General features: G+C 59.2%; 16 protein-coding genes. 7 read left to right on the forward strand and 9 right to left on the reverse strand.

The window, feature by feature from the left end:
• Positions 1-6: 6 nt before the first annotated feature.
• Genes rutF through rutA form a run of 6 tightly spaced genes read right to left on the reverse strand, consistent with a single transcriptional unit; the run spans position 7 to position 4,097 of the window.
• A complete protein-coding gene (rutF, locus tag ACOTXF_RS14410) occupies positions 7-501 on the reverse strand; it encodes an NADH-dependent FMN reductase RutF (protein WP_023292823.1) in 495 nt (164 codons plus the stop codon).
• A 9-nt stretch (positions 502-510) separates the two neighbouring features.
• Positions 511-1,101 (reverse strand): malonic semialdehyde reductase, encoded by a 591-nt coding sequence (locus ACOTXF_RS14415; RefSeq protein WP_047745125.1) that lies wholly within the window; start codon positions 1,099-1,101, stop codon positions 511-513.
• 9 nt (positions 1,102-1,110) lie between these two features.
• A complete protein-coding gene (rutD, locus tag ACOTXF_RS14420) occupies positions 1,111-1,911 on the reverse strand; it encodes a pyrimidine utilization protein D (protein WP_316937073.1) in 801 nt (266 codons plus the stop codon).
• 7 nt (positions 1,912-1,918) lie between these two features.
• Positions 1,919-2,305 carry a pyrimidine utilization protein C gene (gene rutC / locus ACOTXF_RS14425; protein WP_047745126.1) on the reverse strand — a complete coding sequence of 129 codons (387 nt, stop codon included), beginning with the start codon at positions 2,303-2,305 and terminating at the stop codon, positions 1,919-1,921.
• Between the two features lie 11 nt (positions 2,306-2,316).
• Positions 2,317-3,006, reverse strand: a complete 690-nt coding sequence (rutB, locus tag ACOTXF_RS14430; protein ID WP_047745127.1) for a pyrimidine utilization protein B — start codon at positions 3,004-3,006, stop codon at positions 2,317-2,319.
• Positions 3,006-4,097 (reverse strand): pyrimidine utilization protein A, encoded by a 1,092-nt coding sequence (gene rutA, locus ACOTXF_RS14435; RefSeq protein ID WP_023617762.1) that lies wholly within the window; start codon positions 4,095-4,097, stop codon positions 3,006-3,008. Before rutA ends, rutB begins: the two co-directional genes overlap by 1 nt.
• 245 nt (positions 4,098-4,342) lie before the next feature.
• Here rutA and rutR point away from each other — a divergent pair, with 245 nt between their 5' ends.
• Positions 4,343-4,981 carry an HTH-type transcriptional regulator RutR gene (gene rutR, locus ACOTXF_RS14440; RefSeq protein ID WP_008499819.1) on the forward strand — a complete coding sequence of 213 codons (639 nt, stop codon included), beginning with the start codon at positions 4,343-4,345 and terminating at the stop codon, positions 4,979-4,981.
• On the opposite strand, the gene ACOTXF_RS14445 is transcribed toward rutR, so the two are convergent.
• Both ACOTXF_RS14445 and putA read right to left on the reverse strand, forming a co-directional pair.
• Positions 4,978-5,373 carry a lysozyme inhibitor LprI family protein gene (locus tag ACOTXF_RS14445; protein WP_021240804.1) on the reverse strand — a complete coding sequence of 132 codons (396 nt, stop codon included), beginning with the start codon at positions 5,371-5,373 and terminating at the stop codon, positions 4,978-4,980. The genes rutR and ACOTXF_RS14445 overlap by 4 nt on opposite strands.
• Before the next feature lie 101 nt (positions 5,374-5,474).
• Positions 5,475-9,437, reverse strand: coding sequence for a trifunctional transcriptional regulator/proline dehydrogenase/L-glutamate gamma-semialdehyde dehydrogenase (gene putA, locus ACOTXF_RS14450; RefSeq protein WP_126324684.1), 3,963 nt, complete (start codon positions 9,435-9,437; stop codon positions 5,475-5,477).
• Positions 9,438-9,860: 423 nt separating this feature from the next.
• Between putA and putP the strand changes: the two genes are divergently transcribed.
• Positions 9,861-11,369, forward strand: coding sequence for a sodium/proline symporter PutP (gene putP, locus ACOTXF_RS14455; protein WP_045908304.1), 1,509 nt, complete (start codon positions 9,861-9,863; stop codon positions 11,367-11,369).
• Positions 11,370-11,484: 115 nt separating this feature from the next.
• Entirely contained in the window at positions 11,485-11,904 is a 420-nt protein-coding gene (locus ACOTXF_RS14460; RefSeq protein WP_032648964.1) for a DUF3574 domain-containing protein, read from the forward strand.
• A gap of 70 nt (positions 11,905-11,974) precedes the next feature.
• On the opposite strand, the gene ACOTXF_RS14465 is transcribed toward ACOTXF_RS14460, so the two are convergent.
• Positions 11,975-13,159 carry a NupC/NupG family nucleoside CNT transporter gene (locus ACOTXF_RS14465; RefSeq protein ID WP_021240801.1) on the reverse strand — a complete coding sequence of 395 codons (1,185 nt, stop codon included), beginning with the start codon at positions 13,157-13,159 and terminating at the stop codon, positions 11,975-11,977.
• A gap of 251 nt (positions 13,160-13,410) precedes the next feature.
• Between ACOTXF_RS14465 and efeU the strand changes: the two genes are divergently transcribed.
• The 4 genes from efeU (at position 13,411) to phoH (ending at position 17,990) form a co-directional block, all read left to right on the forward strand.
• Entirely contained in the window at positions 13,411-14,244 is an 834-nt protein-coding gene (gene efeU, locus ACOTXF_RS14470; protein ID WP_008503506.1) for an iron uptake transporter permease EfeU, read from the forward strand.
• Between the two features lie 40 nt (positions 14,245-14,284).
• Entirely contained in the window at positions 14,285-15,412 is a 1,128-nt protein-coding gene (gene efeO, locus ACOTXF_RS14475) for an iron uptake system protein EfeO (RefSeq protein ID WP_021240800.1), read from the forward strand.
• A gap of 5 nt (positions 15,413-15,417) precedes the next feature.
• Entirely contained in the window at positions 15,418-16,701 is a 1,284-nt protein-coding gene (gene efeB, locus ACOTXF_RS14480; RefSeq protein ID WP_232926494.1) for an iron uptake transporter deferrochelatase/peroxidase subunit, read from the forward strand.
• 500 nt (positions 16,702-17,201) lie between these two features.
• A complete protein-coding gene (phoH, locus tag ACOTXF_RS14485) occupies positions 17,202-17,990 on the forward strand; it encodes a phosphate starvation-inducible protein PhoH (protein ID WP_024908976.1) in 789 nt (262 codons plus the stop codon).
• The last annotated feature ends 81 nt before the right edge of the window (positions 17,991-18,071 follow it).

Consider the following 18,071-nt stretch of genomic DNA (forward strand, 5'->3'; position numbering starts at 1 on the left):
AGCGCCTTAACAGGCGGGTCGCATCAGCGCGTGGTAGCCGCGGTCAAACCACACCAGCCCTTGCGGCGCCGGGTGGCGAATAATCGAAACGATGTCGCAGAACAGAATGTCATGGGTGCCGACGCTCACCACCTGGCTGATGCGGCAGTCAAACGAGGCCAGCGCATCCTCCAGACGCGGACAGCCCGTGTCGCCCGTCTGCCAGCGGGCGGCGGCGAAGCGTTCTTCCATGGGCGTTTTGCCGCCAAACAGGTTTGAGAGCGGCTCCTGTCCGGCGCTGAGGGTATTCACGCAAAGGGTGCGGTTTTCGCTGAACGTCGGCCAGACGGACGCGCCGCGGTTCAGGCACACCAGCAGGGTGGGCGGTGAATCCGTAACGCTGCACACCGCGCTGGCGGTGAAGCCTGCCAGCCCCGCCGGGCCGTCGGTGGTGATGATGTTCACCGCCGCGCCAACGCAGGCCATTGCGTCGCGAAAGGTTTGCTTATCCGGTGTCGTCATGATCGCTCCTTACGCCAGCCCGCAGGCATCGTCGAAGGACAGGCGCGGCAGGCGCCCGTAAAGTTTGCCCGGGTCGCCGTAGCCAATGTTGATCAGAAGATTGCTTTTAAGCGTCGTGCCGATGAAAAAGGCCTCGTCGACCTTTTGGCGGTCAAAGCCCGACATCGGGCCGGTGTCCAGCCCCAGCGCGCGACAGGCGAAAATCAGGTAGCCGGCCTGCAGCGAGCTGTTGCGAAAGGCGGTCTCTTCCGCCAGGGCGGGGCTTGCGGTAAACCAGCTTCTGGCATCGCCGTGCGGGAACAGTTCAGGCAGGCGTTCGTAGAATTCACTGTCCCAGGCGACAATCGCCGTGACCGGGGCGGTGAGCGTTTTCTCCAGATTGCCGCTGGAGAGCGCCGGGCGCAGCTTCTCTTTTCCTTCCGCGCTTCGCACAAACACAATCCGTGCCGGGGAGCAGTTGGCCGAGGTTGGCCCCCATTTCATCAGGTCGTAGATTTCGCGCAGCGTCTCGTCGGTGACGGCAATATCCTGCCAGCCGTTATGGGTGCGGGCGCCGGTGAACAGGGTTTCCAGCGCGGCGGGGGTAATGGCTTCGCTCATTAAGGCTCCTTATAAAGCGTGTTCATGACTGTGCAGCAGGCTGGCCAGCCCGTTCAGCAGCAGGGTGTTGAAGGTGTCCGGCTCGGTGACGTTGCAGGCATGGCCGCCCTGACGCATCACCGCGCTGTGGCTGTGCGGGATGGCCGCCTGCAGCTCAGACGAGCAGACAGAGGGCACCAGCATGTCGTCGGCGGAACAAATGATCTGGACCGGGCAGCGGATGCGTGCGGCGTGGCGGCTGAAGTCGGCCTTTTTCAGGGCGCTGAGCCGGTGCAGCAGGTTGGCTTTGCCCTGGAAATGGGCCAGCGCCAGCGCTTCTTCGGCCTCCAGACGGGGGGCGCGAGCGGCCATCCAGTCTGCCGGGTAGAGAAACAGCGGCTGCGCCTCAACCCACGCCTGCGGGCCGCCGTAATGCAGCTGGCGCTCGCGGATCTGAAAGCAGCGGCGGGTATGCGCGCTGAGGGTCAACCAGCCGTTGACGCACACCAGCGCGGTGAGGGCGTCGGGGCGGTCGAGGGCCAGCTGCAGGCCGACCAGTGCCCCCAGCGCATGGCCGACGACGCTGTAGCGGGCAATCCCGGCCTCAGCCAGCGCCTGGGCCAGTTCGTCCGCCATCTGTGCCAGGCTGTAGCCTTCCGGCAGGGCGTCGGGGTTATTGCCCGTTCCGCGCTGGTCATAACACACCACCTGATACTCGGGTTCCAGCGCGGCCAGCTGGGGCAGCCAGTAGCTGCCGCTGCCGCCGAGACCGGCAATAAGGACCACCACGGGCGCACCCTCATACGGGGGCGGTGAGACGGAGAGTTTCATGGCCGCCTCACTTCGCGATGTGCGCAACGGTGGCGATCTCAACCAGCGCGTCTGGCTTCACCAGCCCGCACTGAATGCAGAACCGGGCCGGCTTATCGCCGGGGAAGAACTCCGCGTAGATTTCATTAATCGCGGCGTAGTTTTTCCAGTCGGTGATAAAGATGCTGTTGAAGGTCACATCCTCCATCGTGCCACCCGCCGTTTCGATCACGGTTTTGATCGTCTCCAGCACGTGGCGGGTTTGCGCCTTTGGGTCGTTGATAAACACCACGTTGTTGTCTTTATCAAACGGCAGCGTGCCGGAGACATACACCACGCCGTCGGCGAGCGTGCCGGGGACAAATGGGGCGATGGGCGTTCTGGTGCCCGGCGGGATGATTACGGATTTCGGCATCGTGTGTCTCCTCAGGCGATACGGGCGAGCGGAGGAGTCAGGGCGTCGCAGAACTCCGCAACGTTACTGACCCAGCCAAAAAAGGTTTCGATATTGAACAGGGCCGCCTTCTGGGCGAATTCCGGCCCGGCCTGATGGGTCGCGTCTTCCAGCACCACGCCGAAATACTCGAGGAAAAAGCCGTCGCGCAGGGTCGACTCCACGCAGACGTTGGTGGCAATGCCGGTGAACACCAGATGGCGAATGCCCCGGCTGCGCAGCAGGCTGTCGAGCGGGGTGTTGAAAAAGCCGCTGTAGCGCGGTTTCGGCAGGACGATATCGTCCGCCTGCGGGACCAGCTCATCCACCAGCTGATAATCCCAGCCGCCTTTCGCCAACAGCTTGCCCTGCAGTTCGGGCCGCTTGCGCATGGTTTTCAGGGCGTTCGACTTGTGGAAGTTGGGCGAGCCGGGACCGCCGGCCTCAACGTACTGGTCATCCCAGCCGTTCTGGAACCATATGATAAGCATGCCCGCGGCGCGCGCGGCGGCGACGGCGGTTTTAATGTTCTCAATCACAGGCCGGGTGGCGGAGACGTCGAACCCCGCCAGATCCAGATAGCCGCCCTGACTGGCGTAGGCGTTTTGCATGTCCACCACGATCAGTGCGCTTTGCTGGGGCGCGAAGGTGATGGCTTCCGGGCGTGCGTTAAGTGTCGTCATTACGCCACCTCCTTCGTGACGGCAGGGATGTGGGCGCGGCACTGCATCAGCGGCTGGATGCGCTCGCCGAAGGTTTCCACGCCGGTGAGGAAGTCATCAAAGGTCAGCAGGACGCCTTCCGCCCCGGGAACGGCTGCCACTTCATCGAGCATCCTGGCGACGCTGGCGTACGAGCCGACCAGCGTGCCCATGTTGATATTGACCGCGGAGGTCGGGTCGGCCATCTGGCGAACGTTGGTATCCGCCCCGGAGCGGGTGTCCTTCTGGCTCTGCTCGGTGAGCCAGCTCAGGGCCTCCTCGTCGGCGCCGTCCTTATAGCGCTCCCATTTTGCGCGCGCGGCGTCGTCGGTTTCGTCGGCAATCACCATAAACAGCACGTAGGAGCCCACGTCGCGCCCGGTTTTGTCGGCGGCTTCTTTCATGCGCGCGGCGGTCGGGGCGAAGGCGGCTGGCGTGTTAACGCCTTTACCGAAGCAGAAGTTAAAGTCGGCGTATTTCGCCGAGAACTCCATTCCCGCGTCGCTCTGCCCGGCGCAAATCACCTTCATCGGCACCGACGGCTGCGGGCTGACGCGGCAGTCGTTCATGGTGAAGAAGTCACCCTTGAAATCGCTTTTGCCGGTACCCCACAGATCGCGCAGGACCTGCACGTACTCGGTCAGGTAGTCGTAGCGACGCGAGAAGTAATCGTCACCCGGCCAGAGCCCCATCTGCTCGTACTCAGGTTTTTGCCAGCCGGTCACCAGGTTGACGCCAAAGCGTCCGCCGGAGATGGAGTCGATGGTGGAGGCCATGCGCGCCACGATCGCCGGGGGCAGGGTGAGGGTGGCCGCGGTGGCGTAGATTTGGATCCGCGAGGTGACCGCGGCCAGTCCGGCCATCAGGGTGAAGGACTCCAGGTTGTGGTCCCAGAATTCGGTTTTGCCACCGAAGCCGCGCAGCTTGATCATCGAAAGCGCAAAGTCGAAATGGTAGTGCTCCGCTTTCTGCACGATGGCTTTATTCAGCTCAAAGGTCGGCATGTATTGCGGTGCAGTGGTCGAGATAAGCCAGCCGTTGTTGCCGATGGGTACAAATACGCCAATTTTCATCACGAACCTCTCTTCATTACGTCGCAGGTGTAACGGTGTTTTTGCAAAGGCAGTGCCAGTTTTAAAAATGGCAGTGTTATTAATGTGTTAATCAGAGGTTGGAGGTTTGATGCGATTAAATGTGGACTAACTGGTCAAAAACATTGCACAGAAAACAGGCATTCATGCGCGATCGGAGTGCAGGATGTCGTGGCGAGACGGGGGTTTTGCTATGCTGAGGGCAACGCAGAATAAGGAGAGCGGGAATGACACAAGGCGCAGTGAAAACACCAGGTAAACGTTCGCAGGCGGTGAGCGCCAAGAAGCAGGCGATCCTCAGCGCGGCGCTGGAGACCTTTTCGCAGTTTGGCATTCACGGTACGCGTCTGGAGCAGGTGGCGGAGCAGTCCGGGGTATCCAAAACCAATCTGCTCTACTATTACCCGTCGAAAGAGGCGCTGTATGTTGCGGTGATGCAGCAGATCCTTGATATCTGGCTGGCCCCGCTGAAAGCGTTCCGCGAAGAGCTGGCCCCGCTGGTGGCGATCAAAGAGTACATTCGCCTGAAGCTGGAGGTGTCGCGCGATTACCCGCAGGCATCACGGCTGTTCTGCCTTGAGATGCTGCAGGGAGCGCCGCTGTTGCAGGCGGAGCTGACCGGAGATTTGAAACAGCTGGTGGACGATAAGTCGGCCATTATCGCCGGATGGGTGGCCAGCGGAAAACTGGCCCCGGTCGATCCGCATCATCTGATCTTTATGATTTGGGCCTCCACCCAGCATTACGCTGACTTTGCGGCCCAGGTCGAGGCGGTGACCGGAAAAACGCTCCAGGACGAAGCGTTTTTCCACAGCACCCTGGAAAACGTGCAGCGGATGATTATCGAAGGGATCCGCTTGCGCTAGTTCCCCGGTGGGAGAGGGCAGCTTAAGTCGCCCTCTTCACACTGCATCAGCGAGGCCAGAAACGCTTCGCGCTCCACGGTTTTCTCCGCCAGGCACTGATTCACGATCATCGGCTGAACGCTGCCGCCTTCCGTTCCTGAACCGATAAACGCACAGTCCGCGTCGCGCAGGGCAATCCAGGCCTGCTGCGCCTTTTTCAGCAGCTCGCGCTGGGGAGCTTCCGCGCGCTTGACGGCGGCCTGATAGGTCTGGTTGAGTTTTTTATCGGCAGCCTGGTATTGCTGCGCGCTACAGGTATTCAGTTCAAGCTGAGTGGTCGCTTTGTCGCACTCGTCGGCCAGCGCGCTGGCGCTCAGCAGCAGTGCTGCGCCTGCGAGAAATACTCTTTTCATCTTTCCCTCAGTGTAAAAAAGCCGGATGCGCTGCGCTTATCCGGCCTACGGTTGTTTTGTGGCCCCGGTAAGCATAGCGCCACCGGGGAGAGTTTACACGATTAACCGATGGTCATCAGGCTGGCGTTACCGCCCGCTGCCGCGGTGTTGACGCTGAGCGAGCGCTCCACGTACAGACGCTCCAGCAGCAGGTTGGTTTCCCCGCGCGCGAAGCCCTGCACCGAAACAATTGCCCCGCTGCGGGCCGCAACCTGCTCGCAGAGCTCGCGCAGCTGATCGGAATCACCGTGATAAATGACGGCATCGAACGGCTGCGTCAGCAGCGCATCGGCTTTCGCGAAGTGAATACGGGCCGAGACCGCTTTCGGCAGCTGTTTGGCGAGATCGCGATGCAGCGCATCTTCCGGCCACAGCACTTCACACCCGGTGGCCATCGCGGCGGCCAGCTGTACCAGCGCGTCCTGCTCGTTATCCGCCACGCACAGAACGCGCTCGCGCGGCATCAGCGTCCAGGTATTGCGCTCGCCGGTCGGCCCCGGCAGCAGACGCTGCGTACCGGCCTGTGCCAGCTCGCCGTACTGCTGCGCCACGGCACGCAGTTCAGGACGTTTTTCCGCCCAGGCGATCAGCGCTTCCAGCGGCTGGGTCAGCACGGTTTTCAGCTGCGCATCCACCGGATACTCCGCATCCTGACGTGCCAGGGTGACGCCCAGCGCGTTCTCAGGACGGTTCGCCAGCAGACGGTACAGGTAGAGCGGACCGCCCGCTTTCGGGCCGGTGCCGGAGAGGCCTTCACCGCCGAACGGCTGCACGCCCACGACCGCGCCAACCATGTTGCGGTTAACGTACAGGTTGCCCACTTTGGCGCTACCGGTTACCTGCGCGATGGTCTCGTCGATACGGGTATGTACGCCGAGCGTCAGGCCATAGCCGGAGGCGTTGATCTGCTCAACCAGCTCGTTGAGGTTGTTACGGTTGTAGCGCACCACGTGCAGCACCGGACCGAAGACCTCTTTTTTCAGCTCGTCGAAGCTTGCCAGCTCGATAAGCGTAGGCGGCACAAAGGTGCCGGAACGCCACTCGCGGGCGTCTTCGCTGTTGTCTCGCACCGCCTGGAACACCGGACGGCCTTTCGCCCGCATGGCCTGAATGTGGTTTTCAATATTGGCTTTGGCTTCCGCGTCGATCACCGGCCCGATGTCGGTGGTGAGACGGCCCGGGTTGCCCATGCGACATTCGGCCATCGCGCCGCGCAGCATCTTCAGCGTGTGGTCCGCCACGTCATCCTGCAGGCACAGCACGCGCAGGGCGGAGCAGCGCTGACCGGCGCTGTCGAAGGCGGAGGCCAGTACGTCAACCACCACCTGCTCGGTGAGGGCGGAGGAGTCAACGATCATGGCGTTCATGCCGCCGGTTTCCGCGATAAGCGGAGTAGGACGACCCTGCGCATCCAGACGGGTGGCAATATTGCGCTGCAGCAGCGAGGCCACTTCGGTCGAACCGGTAAACATCACGCCGCGCACGCGGTTATCGGAGGTCAGTTTGGCGCCCACGGTTTCACCGCGGCCCGGCAGCAGCTGGACCACGCCTGCCGGTACGCCTGCTTCCAGAAGAATGTTGATGCCCTGCGCGGCAATCAGCGGGGTCTGCTCTGCCGGTTTTGCCAGCACGCTGTTGCCAGCGGCCAGGGCGGCGGCAATCTGGCCGGTGAAGATCGCCAGCGGGAAGTTCCACGGGCTGATACAGACGACCGGGCCGAGCGGACGGTGGGTTTCGTTATCGAAATCATCGCGCACCTGACCGGCGTAGTAGTGCAGGAAGTCGACCGCCTCGCGCACTTCGGCGATGGCGTTGCTGAAGGTTTTACCCGCTTCGCGCACCAGAATGCCGATGAGCGACTGCATCTGGTCTTCCATCAGCACCGCCGCGCGCTCCAGGATGGCGGCACGTTCCTGCGGCGGGGTGGCGAACCAGATAGGGGCGTTATTCACCGCGCTGTCCAGCGCCTGATCCACTTCCGCATCGGTGGCTTCACGCACGTAGCCGACGATATCTTTTGGCTCAGCCGGGTTGATGACCGGCTGCATGTCGCCGTCAGCAACGGGCTGCTCCAGCATCGGTTTGGCCTGCCACTTCTGCAGCGCGCTGTTGAGCAGGGCAGAGGAGAGGGACGCCAGACGGTGTTCGTTGGCGAGATCCAGCCCCGCCGAGTTGACGCGACCTTTGCCGTACAGCTCGCGCGGCAGGGCAATCTTCGGATGCGGCAGGCCAATCTGGCCTTCCTGGGCCGCCATCTTCTCAACGGCCTGCACCGGATCGGCGACCAGCTCGTCGAGCGGCAGCGTGGTGTCGGCGATACGGTTAACGAAGGAGGTGTTCGCGCCGTTTTCCAGCAGGCGACGCACCAGGTAGGCCAGCAGGGTTTCGTGGGTACCTACCGGGGCATAGATGCGGCACGGACGGTTCAGCTTGCCGTCGGCCACTTTACCGGTCACCTGCTCGTACAGCGGTTCACCCATGCCGTGCAGGCACTGGAATTCGTACTGGCCCGGGTAGTAGTTCTGACCCGCCAGGCTGTAGATCGCCGCCAGGGTGTGGGCGTTGTGGGTGGCGAACTGCGGATAAATCAGGTTCGGCACGCCAAGCAGCTTTTTCGCGCAGGCGAGGTAAGAGACGTCGGTGTAGACCTTGCGGGTATAGACCGGATAGCCTTCCAGCCCTTCCATCTGGGCGCGTTTGATTTCGCTGTCCCAGTAGGCCCCTTTAACCAGGCGGATCATCAGGCGACGGCGGCTGCGGCTGGCCAGGTCAATCAGGTAATCAATGACGAACGGGCAGCGTTTCTGGTAGGCCTGGATAACGAAACCAATCCCGTTCCAGCCCGCCAGCTCCGGCTCGAAGCACAGTTTTTCCAGCAGATCGAGGGAGATCTCCAGGCGGTCGGCCTCTTCGGCGTCGATGTTGATGCCGATGTCATACTGGCGCGCCAGCAGGGTAAGGGACTTCAGGCGCGGGTAGAGCTCTTCCATCACCCGGTCGTACTGCGCGCGGCTGTAACGCGGGTGCAGGGCGGAGAGCTTAATCGAGATGCCCGGGCCTTCATAAATACCGCGACCGTTGGACGCTTTACCGATGGCGTGGATCGCCTGCTGGTAAGAAACCATGTAGGCCTGCGCGTCGGCGGCGGTCAGCGCCGCTTCGCCGAGCATGTCGTACGAATAGCGGAAACCTTTATCTTCCAGCTTACGGGCGTTCGCCAGCGCTTCGGCAATGGTTTCTCCGGTCACAAACTGTTCGCCCATCAGGCGCATCGCCATATCCACACCTTTGCGGATCAGCGGCTCGCCGCTCTTACCGATAATGCGGTTCAGGGAGCGTGACAGGTTGGCTTCGTTATGGGTGGAGACCAGTTTGCCGGTAAACAGCAGGCCCCAGGTCGCTGCGTTGACGAACAGCGACGGGCTGCGGCCAATGTGCGAATGCCAGTTACCGTTGCTGATCTTGTCGCGGATCAGCGCGTCGCGGGTGGCTTTATCCGGAATACGCAGCAGCGCTTCCGCCAGGCACATCAGCGCCACGCCCTCCTGTGAGGAGAGGGAAAATTCCTGCAGCAGACCCTGAACCATCCCGGCGCGGCCGGTGGCGGTCTTCTGGTTACGCAGTTTGTCAGCCAGCTGGTACGCCAGGCTGTGCGCCTGGGCGGCAACGGCTTCCGGCAGGCGAGCCTGCTCCAGCAGCATCGGTACGGCGTCGGTTTCGGCGCGACGGTACGCGCCGGTAATGGCGGCGCGGCTGACGGACTGCGGCAGGATCTGCTCGGCGAATTCCAGGAACGGCTGATGGCTCTCGTCACCAGCGGCCGGCGCTTCCTCGCTTTCATTGGCGGCGCCGGCGAGCAGGGCAGGCAGCTCCGGCAGGCCCTCGTCGCTCTCGAGTCTTTCGAGATAGTTAAAAATCGCCTGCTTAATTAACCAGTGCGGCGTGCGGTCAATGCGGGTTGCTGCGGTCTTAATCCGTTCGCGGGTTGCGTCATCCAGCTTAACCCCCATGGTGGTCATACCCATGCCAAAGCTCCTGTTGTGCTTTCATCGTGTTTGGTCGTTAGCGTGAAATATCCACCATGTTGCAACTTTGTGCAACCGTGTTAAATGTGACCTGGTTTGCAACCCGGGAAATGAATGAATTGTTAACGGATGGTTAGCTGGAAAAATGTGCTGCCTTTGTCCCGGGAAGCCTGGTTTTATGCGGGAGTTAACACTTTTCAAAGGTGCAACCCGTAAAAGCGTGAGCGAGTGCAACCTATAGGAAACTCGTATCAAACCGGGGATGAAATTGATGTAAATGCAGTGTTAAATCGTTTGTCAGCGGAGGGCGCATACGGCAGGATAGCGCGCCCAACCGAAACACAAGATACCGTCACCTCGTTCCGGTGATCATATAACAAGGCAACCCGGATGGTTGTCGCTCGACACTTTTGGAGAATTTGAATGGCAATTAGCACACCGATGCTGGTGACATTTCTCGTTTATATTTTTGGCATGATCCTGATAGGGTTTTTGGCGTGGCGTTCCACGAAAAACTTTGACGACTACATTCTGGGCGGACGCAGTTTAGGCCCGATGGTGACCGCACTCTCCGCGGGCGCATCGGACATGAGCGGCTGGCTGCTGATGGGTCTGCCCGGTGCGATTTTTATCTCTGGTATTTCGGAAAGCTGGATTGCCATCGGTCTGACCGTGGGCGCATGGATCAACTGGAAGCTGGTGGCGGGCCGTCTGCGCGTGCACACCGAGGCCAACAATAACGCCCTGACGCTGCCGGACTACTTCACCGGACGCTTTGAGGATAACAGCCGCGTGCTGCGTATTATCTCGGCGGTGGTGATCCTGGTGTTCTTCACCATCTACTGTGCCTCCGGCATCGTGGCCGGTGCGCGTCTGTTCGAAAGCACCTTCGGCATGAGCTACGAAACCGCCCTGTGGGCCGGTGCGGCGGCAACCATCCTCTATACCTTCGTGGGCGGCTTCCTGGCCGTCAGCTGGACCGACACCGTGCAGGCGAGCCTGATGATCTTCGCGCTGATCCTGACCCCGGTGATTGTGATTTTCACGGTTGGCGGCTTTGGCGATTCGCTGGAAGTGATCAAGCAGAAGAGCATCGAAAACGTCGACATGCTGAAAGGGCTCAACTTTGTCGCCATCGTCTCCCTGATGGGCTGGGGTCTGGGCTACTTCGGTCAGCCGCACATTCTGGCGCGCTTTATGGCGGCGGATTCTCACCACACCATCGTCCATGCGCGTCGCATCAGTATGACGTGGATGATTCTGTGTCTGGCGGGCGCGTGTGCGGTCGGCTTCTTCGGGATCGCCTACTTCAGCAATAACCCGGCGCAGGCGGGCGCGGTGAACCAGAACGCCGAACGCGTGTTTATCGAGCTGGCGCAGATTCTGTTTAACCCGTGGATTGCCGGTATTCTGCTCTCCGCGATCCTGGCCGCGGTGATGTCCACCCTGAGCTGTCAGCTGCTGGTCTGCTCCAGTGCCATCACCGAAGACCTCTATAAGGCATTCCTGCGCAAGGGCGCGAGCCAGAAAGAGCTGGTATGGGTAGGGCGCTTTATGGTGCTGCTGGTGGCGCTGATTGCGATTGCGCTGGCGGCCAACCCGGAAAACCGCGTGCTGGGTCTCGTGAGCTACGCGTGGGCGGGCTTTGGTGCGGCATTTGGTCCGGTCGTCCTGTTCTCCGTCATGTGGTCCCGTATGACCCGTAACGGCGCGCTGGCGGGGATGATTATCGGTGCGGTGACCGTTATCGTCTGGAAACAGTTCGCCTGGCTGGGCCTGTACGAAATCATTCCGGGCTTCATCTTCGGCAGCATCGGTATCGTGGTCTTCAGCCTGTTGGGTAAAGCACCGTCTGCCTCCATGCAGAAACGCTTTGCGGAAGCCGACGCGCATTACCACTCCGCACCGCCGTCTAAGCTGCAGCCGGAATAATTTTCTCACGCAGTACCGTAGGCCGGGTAAGCGCAAGCGCACCCGGCTTTTTTCTTGCCAAAATCCGTCTTTTCCTGTGATATCCCTGTGCTTATAACAATGAGGATAGCGAAGCATGACAATCAAAACAGGGTTAATGGCGGCGGCATTATTGATGCTGGCGGGCTGCAACGCGCCATCGCAACACGCGGCGGTAGAGACCTGCAAAGCGGATAACCAGATGCAGCAAACCACGCTCTATTTCGGCTTAAACCGTCCTGCCGGGGCGCAGATTACCAGCAACGAGTGGCAGCAGTTTGTTGACCAGGACGTGACGCCGCGCTTTCGCGATGGCTTAACGGTGTTTGATGCCCGCGGGCAGTGGCTGGGGAACGACGGAAAAGTGGCGCGCGAGCCGAGCAAGGCGCTGATGCTGATCCACGGTAAAGATGCGCAGAGCGAGAAGAACATCGAAGCGTTACGCGGGATTTATAAGTCCCGCTTCGCGCAGGAGTCGGTGATGCGTGTCGATCAGCCGGTGTGCGTGCAGTTTTAATGAAAACGGCGGGAATTCCCGCCGTTGTTGTTTTGTAGGCCGGGATCGCTGCGCGCCACCCGGCATTGCATCAGAGCACCAACCCCGCAAAGCTCGCCGACAGCAAACTTACCAGCGTCGCGCCGTACACCAGACGCAGACCGAAACGCGATACCACGTTACCCTGCTGCTCGTTCAGGCCCTTAATCGCCCCGGCCACGATGCCGATGGAGGCAAAGTTCGCGAACGAGACGAGGAAGACGGATAAAATCCCCAGCCCGCGCGGGGACATCTGGTGCGCTATTTTCTGCAGCTCAATCATCGCCACAAATTCATTCGCCACCAGCTTGGTCGCCATAATGCTGCCCGCGTTTAAGGCATCGCTCAGCGGAATCCCTACCAGCCACGCCAGGGGATAAAATACATAGCCCAGGATCTGCTGGAAGCTCATGCCAAATACGCTGGAGAAGAGGGCATTAACGGCGCTAATAAGCGCGATAAAACCGATCAGCATCGCCAGAATAATCATCGCCACTTTAAAACCGGCCAGAATATACTCGCCGAGCATCTCGAAGAAGCTCTGGGATTCATGCAGTTTTTCGAGCTTAACATCCGGTTCCGCTTCCGGGCGCGCCGGGTTGATGACTGAGAGGATAATAAAGGTGCTGAACATGTTGAGAATCAGCGCCGCGACGACATATTTGGCGTCGAGCATGGTCATATACGCCCCGACAATCGACAGGGAGACCGTCGACATGGCCGTGGCCGCCATGGTGAACAGACGACGCGAGGAGAGATCGCCCAGCACGCCTTTGTAGGCAATGAAGTTTTCCGACTGGCCGAGGATCAGCGAGCTCACCGCGTTAAAGGATTCCAGCTTGCCCATACCGTTCAGTTTTGACAGCAGCGTACCGATTACCCGAATAAAAATTGGCAGGATCCGCCAGTGCTGAAGAATACCGATCAGTGCGGAAATAAAAATAATCGGACAAAGCACGCCGAGGAAAATGAACGCCAGCCCTTTTTCACCCATACCGCCAAAGACGAAATTGGTGCCTTCGCCAGCAAATTTGAGCAGTGACTCAAAAAATCCTGAGACGTATTTAATCAGGAATAACCCGCTTTCGGCGTGCAGGAAAAAGAACGCCAGCGCAATTTCAATAACAATCAGCTGTAAAACAAAACGAACCCGAATTTTCCGGCGGTCAAAACTCGTAAGCCAGGCGAGCGCAAGAATAATCACCAGCGCCAGCAGGAAATGGACAATTTTAAACATGGTTTATTTTCAGTTAGGTTGTGAGGCGGATATTTAGCCACAGCCCTGAATCAGCGTAAATGGGCATTTTCGTTATAACTTATAAACCTGAACGTTACGTACGTCACTATTATCAGGCTTTGCGTTTACAACTCGTCATCAAAACACCGCACATTTCGCTTGTTTTTCTTTCCGTCGTAATGATAATCACTATCACAAGAATTTACCTTTCTTTGCATCAGTTGACCGCGATAAACATTTAAGGTGTCGGCATGTTTGTTCCATTTCTCATTATGTTACGTGAAGGGCTCGAAGCCGCCCTTATCGTGAGCCTCATCGCCAGTTATCTGAAGCGAACCCAGCGCGGGCGCTGGATTGGCGTCATGTGGGTCGGGGTCTTCCTTGCCGCGGCGCTCTGCCTGGGCCTGGGCATTCTCATTAACGAAACCACCGGCGAGTTCCCGCAGAAAGAGCAGGAGCTGTTTGAAGGTATCGTCGCCGTGATTGCGGTGGTGATCCTCACCTGGATGGTGTTCTGGATGCGTAAAGTCTCGCGTAACGTGAAGGTGCAGCTGGAGCAGGCGGTGGATAACGCGCTGCAGAAGGGGAACAACCACGGCTGGGCGCTCATTATGATGGTCTTTTTCGCCGTCGCGCGTGAAGGGCTGGAGTCTGTTTTCTTCCTGCTGGCGGCGTTTCAGCAGGATGTGGGGATCTGGCCGCCGCTGGGGGCCGTGCTGGGCCTCGCCACGGCCGTGGTGCTCGGCTTCCTGCTGTACTGGGGCGGTATCCGCCTGAACCTGGGCGCGTTCTTCAAGTGGACCAGCCTGTTTATTCTGCTGGTGGCGGCGGGTCTGGCGGCGGGGGCGATTCGCGCCTTCCATGAAGCGGGCCTGTGGAACCATTTCCAGGACGTGGCGTTTGACCTCAGCAACGTTCTCTCCACGCACTCTCTGACCGGCACCCTGCTCGAAGGTATCTTCGGCTATCAGGAAACGCCGAGCGTCAGCGAGGTGGCGATGTACTTCATTTATCTTGTTCCGGCGCTGGTGCTGTTCGCCATGCCGCCGCGTACCGGCACGCAGGCGTCGCGCGTTGCGCCGTAATTTTTGATTTAGTGACAATATACTTTTAAAGGGAAGAGTCATGGCAATTCAGTTCCGTCGTAGTGCGTTATGCGCAGGCATTGCCGCGCTGTTCGCTTCTGCATTCTCCGCCTGGGGCGCGGATGTTCCACAGGTTAAGGTCACCGTCAACGACAAGCAGTGTGAGCCGATGACCCTCACGGTGAACAGCGGTAAAACCCAGTTTATTATTCAGAACCACAGCCAGAAGGCGCTGGAGTGGGAGATCCTGAAAGGCGTTCTGGTGGTGGAAGAGCGTGAAAATATCGCCCCTGGCTTTAGCCAGAAGATGACCGCCAACCTGCAGCCGGGCGAGTATGAGATGACCTGCGGCCTGCTGACCAACCCGAAAGGGAAGCTCATCGTCAAAGGTGAAGCGACGGCCGATGCGGCGAAAGGCGCTGCGGTGCTGAGCCTGGGCGATGCAATTACCGCGTATAAGGCGTACGTCACGAAAGAGACGGCGGAGCTGGCGACGGCAACCAAAGCCTTTACCGATGCGGTGAAGGCCGGGGATATCGAAAAAGCGAAATCCCTCTATGCGCCAACCCGTCAGCACTACGAGCGCATCGAGCCGATCGCCGAGCTGTTCTCTGACCTTGATGGCAGCATCGATGCCCGTGAAGATGATTTCGAGCAGAAGGCCGCCGATCCGAAATTCACCGGTTTCCACCGTCTGGAGAAAGCCCTGTTTGGCGACAACACCACCAAAGGGATGGAGAAATACGCTGAGCAGCTGAACAGCGACGTGCTGGAGCTGCAAAAGCGCATCAGCGAGCTGGCCTTCCCGCCGTCTAAAGTGGTGGGCGGCGCGGCCGGTCTGATTGAAGAAGTGGCCGCGAGCAAAATCAGCGGCGAAGAAGATCGCTACAGCCATACCGACCTGTGGGACTTCCAGGCAAACGTCGACGGCGCGCAGAAAATTGTTAACCTGCTGCGTCCTCAGCTGCAGAAAGAGAACGGCGAGCTGCTGGCCAAAGTGGATGCCAACTTCAAAAAAGTCGACACCATCCTGGCGAAGTACCGCACCAAAGACGGGTTTGAGACCTACGACAAGCTGACCGATGCCGACCGTAATGCGCTGAAAGGCCCGATTACCGCCCTGGCGGAAGATCTCTCCCTGCTGCGTGGCGTACTGGGTCTGGACTAAGCACGATGAATAAGCATAACGAGAGCGACGTGGCTGAGCCTTCCCGTCGCCGGTTGTTAAAAGGGGTAGGGGCGCTGGGGGGCGCGCTTGCTCTGGCTGGCGGGTGTCCGGTGGCGCACGCGGCGAAACCGCAAAGCGCGCCCGGCACGCTGTCACCTAATGCCCGCATGGAGACGCAGCCGTTTTATGGCGAGCATCAGGCCGGTATCCTGACGCCGCAGCAGGCGTCGATGATGCTGGTGGCCTTTGATTCGCTGGCCAGTGATAAAGCCGATCTGGAACGTTTGTTCCGCCTGCTGACGACGCGCATCGCGTTTCTTACCGCCGGTGGACCGGCGCCCGATACGCCGAACCCGCGTCTGCCGCCAATGGACTCCGGCATTCTGGGGCCATTCATTGCCCCGGATAACCTGACCATAACCGTTTCGCTGGGAGAATCGCTGTTTGACGCGCGCTACGGGCTGGCAAAACAGAAGCCGAAAGCGCTGCAAAAAATGACGCGCTTCCCGAATGATTCCCTGGATGCCGCCCTTTGTCACGGCGACCTGCTCCTGCAGATCTGCGCCAACACCCAGGACACGGTGATCCACGCCCTGCGCGACATCATCAAGCACACGCCGGATCTGCTGAGCGTGCGCTGGAAGCGGGAAAGTTTTATCTCTGATCACGCCGCCCGCAGCAAGGGAAAAGAGACCCCGGTGAACCTGCTGGGCTTCAAGGACGGCACGGCCAACCCGGACAGCCACGATAGCGCGCTCATGAAGGAGGTGGTGTGGGTCACTGCCGACCAGAATGAACCGGCATGGGCGGTGGGCGGCAGCTATCAGGCGGTGCGGATTATTCAGTTCCACGTGGAGTTCTGGGACCGCACGCCGCTGAAAGAGCAGCAGACGATCTTCGGTCGTGATAAGCAAAGCGGGGCTCCGCTCGGCATGAAGAACGAGCATGATGTGCCTGACTACGCCAGCGATCCGAATGGCGATGTGATTGCGCTGGACAGCCATATTCGTCTGGCCAATCCGCGAACCAAAGAGACGCAGTCGAGCCTGATGATGCGTCGGGGATATAGCTATTCGCTCGGCGTCACCAATTCCGGTCAGCTCGATATGGGGCTGCTGTTCGTCTGCTATCAGCACGATCTGGAAAAGGGCTTCCTGACCGTGCAGAAGCGGCTCAATGGCGAAGCGCTGGAAGAGTACATTAAACCCATCGGCGGCGGTTATTTCTTTGCCCTGCCAGGCGTGCGCGACAGCAACGCGTATCTCGCTCAAGGTCTTATTGAAGCCTGATAATTGTCCCTGCGACGATTCGCAGGGACATTATTTTTTCATATGACTATCCTGCTGTTATATTTCTGTAATATTTCTATATGAGACTGATTTCAACTGTAGGGACAGTCTTAAAAGTTGCATTCAGGTAAAATAAATGTTGCATTTATGATAACTCCTGATGTACTTAAGATAAGACAGCGGTAGTTCCCGGCAGTGATGCTGAATCACTATGGAGATCGCGAATGGTTGCGTCCTGTACTGGACAAGGTAAACATAACAACCGCAGCACCCGGCGCGGAGGCTCAGACTCCGGCAGCGATTTCCTCACCACTAAATTTTCCCCCCTCCCTCAAGAATCTGATTCGACCGACGTGCAGAACGGTGCGCGTAGCTGTTCCGTATCGTCATCCGATAGTGCAAGCAATGGCTTACAAGGAAGCCAACCCTCTGATGTTCGTGCGCATAATCGTGCCGACGCTGGCGCGTGTGATGAATACCAACAACTCAAGGTGCTATCCATGGGAAGACAAAAAGCAGTGATCAAAGCTCGTCGCGAAGCAAAACGTGTGCTGAGACGGGATTCACGTAGCCATAAACAGCGTGAAGAAGAATCGGTCACCTCGCTTGTGCAGATGAGTGGCGTAGAAGCAATTGGCATGGCCCGTGACAGCCGTGATAATTCTCCAATTGTGGCGCGCAATGAGGCTCAGGCGCACTACCTGAATGCTATCGAGAGTAAACAGCTCATCTTTGCAACCGGTGAAGCCGGATGCGGGAAAACCTGGATCAGTGCAGCCAAAGCGGCGGAAGCGCTGATCCATAAGGACGTGGAGAGAATCATTGTTACCCGTCCGGTACTGCAGGCTGATGAAGATCTCGGCTTCTTGCCCGGTGATATTTCGGAGAAGTTTGCCCCGTACTTCAGGCCCGTCTATGACGTGCTGGTGAAGCGGCTGGGTGCATCCTTTATGCAGTACTGCCTGCGGCCAGAGATTGGCAAGGTGGAAATCGCGCCGTTCGCCTATATGCGCGGACGTACATTTGAAAATGCGGTCGTCATTCTTGACGAGGCTCAGAACGTGACCGCTGCGCAAATGAAGATGTTTTTAACGCGCCTCGGGGAGAACGTGACGGTTATCGTTAACGGCGATATTACCCAGTGTGACCTGCCGTCCGGCGTGAAATCCGGACTGAGCGACGCCATGTCACGTTTTGAGGAAGATGAGATGATTGGGGTGGTACGCTTCACCAAAGAGGACTGCGTGCGCTCGGCGCTCTGCCAGCGCACACTGCAAGCGTATTACTGAGTGTGCAGTTGCGTTCAAGGCCCGGGAAACCGGGCTTTGTTTTTTGTGCGGGCATGTCGTCGGGTGGCGCTGCGCTTAACC

Origin of the sequence: Enterobacter cloacae complex sp. IR53041, assembly GCF_049238285.1 — a bacterium.
In the GTDB taxonomy this organism is placed as follows: domain Bacteria; phylum Pseudomonadota; class Gammaproteobacteria; order Enterobacterales; family Enterobacteriaceae; genus Enterobacter; species Enterobacter roggenkampii.